At 70.5% G+C, this 2,463-nt stretch carries 2 protein-coding genes; both read right to left on the bottom strand.

Annotated elements, in window-relative coordinates:
• Positions 1 to 100: 100 nt before the first annotated feature.
• Positions 101 to 601, bottom strand: a complete 501-nt coding sequence (locus ACYVE9_RS22975; RefSeq protein WP_461029797.1) for a hypothetical protein — start codon at positions 599 to 601, stop codon at positions 101 to 103.
• A gap of 25 nt (positions 602 to 626) precedes the next feature.
• A complete protein-coding gene (locus tag ACYVE9_RS22970) occupies positions 627 to 2,156 on the bottom strand; it encodes a DUF1996 domain-containing protein (RefSeq protein WP_461029796.1) in 1,530 nt (509 codons plus the stop codon).
• Positions 2,157 to 2,463 lie beyond the last annotated feature (307 nt).

The following is a 2,463-nucleotide window of genomic DNA, read 5'->3' as shown; positions in this document are numbered from 1 at the left end:
TCGGGCCGTCCCGGACCGGGGGAGCCCGGTGCGCGGGAGGGTCGGTGCCGCCGACGTCGGTGCGGGGGCCCTGGGGAAGGCGGTCGGGGCCCCCGCGGGGTCAGCTGCCGTGGTGCTGGTGCTGGTGCTTGCCGCCACCGGAGGAACCGCCGTCCCCTTCGGAGCCGGCGCCGCCGGTGTGCGACTCGCCTTCTTCCACCTCCCCTCCCAGCCGTCCGCGGACGGAGCCGAGCACCTTCGGCTCGCCCACGGCGACCCAGCGCTCGCCGACGAGGTACGTGCCGCCGTACGGCTTCGCCTCGTGCAGCCATGACTGCTGGCCCTTGCTGGTGGCGAAGGTGGCCAGCACGAACCGTCCCTGCTCGGTGGTGCACATGCCGCGGCGGAGTTCGTCGGCGTCGATCTCCACGTTGACCTCGCAGTCCGTCTTCGCGGCGAGCTGCTCCAACGTGCCCGTCGCCGTGGCCGGCTTGTCGGGGGCCGCGGCCCGTTTCGAGGCGGAGCCGGTGGGCTCGGTGGTGTCCTGCGCACCGCATCCGGTGAGCAGGAGCACGCCGGTCACCGCCGCCGCGGCGGCTGCTGTGCGGACGCGGAGTCGCATCGATGAACCTGCCTTCCGGGGCCGGTCAGTTGGTGCAGTTCTGACCACTGTTGATGCAGTCCACCGCCTTGTTCATCAGGCCTTCCGACATCACGTTGATGAAGTCGCCGTGGTCGGTGATCGGCTTGTGCAGCTGCTCCGGGAAGGAGTCGACCGCGAAGCCCGGGCCCGGCGGGATGTCGTAGGTGACGCGCTGGACCATCTGCGGGATGGCCCTGAAACCGTTGCCGCAGCGCCCCTTCCTGTCGGCGAAGGCCACGTGGGTGCGGTGGTTGGCGCTGTCGATGTTCTCACCGTCCCAGCAGCTCTGGAAGCGGAACGTGCGGACGACCTCGCTGCCCTCGGGGCAGATCGGGTACCTGTCCTTCAGCTGCCGGTCCTCGAACCCGGTGCAGCTCCACGACGCGTTGGCGTTGTCCGGTCCGTTGGTGAAGGCCTTGGCGTCGCCGGTGATGATGCGCAGGAAGCGCGGCATGGCGGTCACCTTGCCGCGCGGGTTGCCCTCGAAGGAGAGGGTGACGCTGGAGGGCTGCTGGATCTCGCCGACGTTGCCGTCCTGGCCGCCGCCGGGCTCGTTGGCGTCCTGCTCGTCCTGACCGTTCTGCAGGCGCAGCACGGGCCAGAAGTAGGACGACTGGTCCTCCTGGTTCACGCACGTGGTGCGGGCGTTGGCGAGGTCCTCGTCGCTGGCGAAGCCGTTGTTGCCCTGGTTGCCCACGTAGTCGTGCATGTGGTGGGCGCCGTTGCTCACGCCCGGGGCGACGATCACGTTGTCCGAGTTGAAGAGGCCGTTCTCGTTGGTTCCGCACTCGGTGGTGAAGGTGCCGGTGGAGGCGTTGCGGCGGTTGCGCGGCTCGGACACGTTGGGCTGGACGGTGGTGATGTCCACGAAGTCCTCGGGGGACGGGCCGGCGGGCTGACCGCCGCCGTTGTCCCCTTCGCCCTCACCCTGGCCGTCTCCCTGACCCTGGTTGCCGCCCTGGTCGCCGCCACCCTGGCCCTGGTCCTGGCCCTGGTCGCCGCCGCCACCCTGGCCCTGGTTGTCGCCCTGGCCCTCGCCTTCGTCGGGTGCGGGGGCCGCCACGTCGTCACGGACCTCGCAGTCCGCCATGGGGTCGAGGTTGCGCGGGCGCTCGGCGGCTCTGCCGATGGAGATGGCGATCCGGTCGATGGTGGCGGCCCGCTTGGACCTGAGCGGGCCCAGAATGGCGTTGTTGACGAAGTTGGGGTCGTTCTGGATGGCCCGCTGCGAGGAGTTGAGCCGCTTGTAGGCGTCCGCCACCTGCGAGTCGAGCAGCGCGAGGTTGCGGTCCACCTCCGCGCGGGCGGAGTCCGGCACTTCCACCAGCCGGTCCGCGACCTCCGGGCAGGCGATGGTGGAGACGGTGTCCGCTCGGGCTGGTGCGTCGCGGGTGGTACCGCCGCGGTCCTTCGACGTTCCGGCGCTTGCGTAGACATTGGCCGCGACCAGTCCGCCGCCCCCGAGGAGCAGTGCCGCGGCCGCGGCTGTCGTTCTGTTCAGCAAGCCAGAGCGCCTGTGAGTCATCTTTTTCATGGATTCCCTCTGGATCGTTCCGAAGAAGGCTCTCCTGTGTTGGGGAGGAGAGCCTTCCGGGCAGGGGAGACGCGACTCCGTGTCCCTCCCCATACGGCCCTGCGGAACGGGGCGTTCAGAGGTGTCCGTGATTTTTCCGTGGTTCAGGTTTCAGCTGTCGCCTTGTGAGTGGGGGGAGTTGGCGGGACCTGCACGTCCGTGGCCGGCGGGACGCCGGGCCCGCTCGGCGACTCGGCCACCGTCACGGTCCGTGGTGCGGGCACGAGCGGGGGCGCGGGGACGGTGCCCGCGGCCGGCCGGGTGGCCC

Source organism: Streptomyces sparsus (assembly GCF_054776295.1).
This window is presented reverse-complemented; position numbering and strand designations above follow the sequence as displayed.